At 43.3% G+C, this 1,811-nt stretch carries 4 protein-coding genes; all 4 read right to left on the bottom strand.

Going from position 1 to position 1,811, the window contains the following annotated elements:
* Positions 1-188 precede the first annotated feature (188 nt).
* The 4 genes from AC1DIS_RS29965 to AC1DIS_RS29950 all read right to left on the bottom strand — a co-directional run bounded on the left by AC1DIS_RS29965 (position 189) and on the right by AC1DIS_RS29950 (position 1,658).
* The gene (locus AC1DIS_RS29965; protein WP_105345757.1) at positions 189-557 is read right to left on the bottom strand and encodes a hypothetical protein; all 369 of its coding nucleotides are present in this window, start codon (positions 555-557) and stop codon (positions 189-191) included.
* 2 nt (positions 558-559) lie between these two features.
* Positions 560-724, bottom strand: a complete 165-nt coding sequence (locus tag AC1DIS_RS29960; RefSeq protein ID WP_138867983.1) for a deaminase domain-containing protein — start codon at positions 722-724, stop codon at positions 560-562.
* Between the two features lie 104 nt (positions 725-828).
* On the bottom strand, positions 829-1,209 hold the full coding sequence (locus AC1DIS_RS29955; protein WP_477744653.1) for a hypothetical protein: 381 nt from the start codon (positions 1,207-1,209) through the stop codon (positions 829-831).
* Positions 1,210-1,370: 161 nt separating this feature from the next.
* The gene (locus AC1DIS_RS29950) at positions 1,371-1,658 is read right to left on the bottom strand and encodes a hypothetical protein (RefSeq protein ID WP_477744654.1); all 288 of its coding nucleotides are present in this window, start codon (positions 1,656-1,658) and stop codon (positions 1,371-1,373) included.
* Positions 1,659-1,811 lie beyond the last annotated feature (153 nt).

The raw sequence follows: 1,811 nt of genomic DNA, 5'->3' as shown, positions 1-1,811 counted from the left end.
GAATCAGATGCAAGGGGACACCTGGCATCAAGAGACGTGCTCTGCGTGGCATATGGTGAATCCGTTCACAATTAATGATGCCAATAGCTTAGTCAATTCTATGAAAAACAATCTCCCTATCTATTTCACACTATTTCAGATCGCTAAAGGGCGACACAGAAAAATGTAGTCTGCCCCCATTCTCTCGATCACTTTAAAAAATTTTCTTTCACAAAATCCATCTCTAATTTCATACGCTCCAAATCCTCTCCACCCACCCCAGCTTTTATTAATTCTTGCACAGCACACTTCCCATATATATCAGCTAAAAGCTCCAACATCTCCTGAGCGTACAGGCTATCCTTTGACAACACCAACCCACGACGGGCTCCTTCCATATATATAGCAGTTTGAAGAACCGCATTTATCCCTGGCGAACCATCCTGAAGCAAACTTTCCGTCTCATCTTGGACATATGCAAACGCCTGTTCAGGCCGAAACTTTCGCCCTTCAATAGCATCACTATAAAGTCTTTTTACCAAACAAACCGCATCATAAAAATCAAGATCAGCCTTCACGTTTAATTCTCCACTGTAAACACGTTCAACTGAATTTTCGGGTATCGATCGCGAAACTGTCTAATCACATCAGTACAGCTAGGGCAAACCGACTTCTCCGATATTAGATTTATTTGCCCAACAGCACTCGGATTGTCTCCTAGCCGCTGAGCGACAGTTTCAAGAATTTTGAACTCTGGGAAAACGGGGGCAGACCACGATTAAATTGAAGGAGCATTATCCAGCCCCTCGATAAATGTGGTCTGTCCCCGCTTTCGTTTTTTTGCACCAACTAATCAACCATGCTTTTCAGAAAACTAATACCAAACTCATCACGAATCACATACAAGCTTTCGTACTGAAAAGAAAGAACAAATTTAAAATCCGTCTCTATCGACAGCTTCGCAAGGAAAGACTTAATATCTTCAGAACTCTCCAGCAAATATTTTATAGGACAATGAAACGCTCCACTCATACCTGCTTTCCAATCAACATTGACCCCTTCAGCAGCAACGTCCTCAGGAGTACTAAAGCAACGAAATACAAAATAAACACCTGAATATTTAAAGTTACCTGTTAGATAACCACTTTCAATTGCGTGCTCAGCCCCCATCACTGAGAGCACTGAAGCAATTTCTTCAAAGGAAATTCCAACTTCAATCTCAAGATTCATTGTAATTGTCACTTCGCAGCCCCTATCACTCTAAATTCCCCGCCTTTCATCAAACATCGAAAACGGGGACAGACCACGATTAAATTGAAGGAGCATTATCCAGCCCCTCGATAAATGTGGTCTGCCCCCGTTTTCTTAAAGAGCCGAAAAATTACAAAACACTAACGCGCTTGACCGCGTCCTCTGTTGACAGCATCCAGAAGCAGTTCTAGCTCAAGGCCATAACTATTCGGCTCAAAGCTTTCCTCTATGCCGTTCATCATAAACTCATTTGAAATCAACTCGCATAGCTCGTCTATCTCACTCGATGATAATGAACCATGAAGTAATTTCTCAGCTAGTGTCAGCTGGAATTCTCCCGCCAAAAAACACAATGCAACTAAAAGCTGCCATTGGGCGCTCGTTAAGACACAGTTCATTTTCCAGTCCCCGAAGATGATTTCCCCCAACCGGTGACCACTTTACCTTCAGCATTGACCACTATGACTGCATCCGTCCCCGTATACCTGAATGTTGGACCGGGGAAAACGGGGACAGACCACGATTAAATTGAAGGAGCATTATCCAGCCCCTCGATAAATGTGGTCTGTCCCCGCTTTCGT

The sequence above is a fragment of the Pseudomonas sp. 05N433 genome (assembly GCF_056396925.1).
The sequence above is the reverse complement of the archived record's forward strand: the minus strand, read 5'-3'. Positions and strand labels throughout refer to the sequence as shown.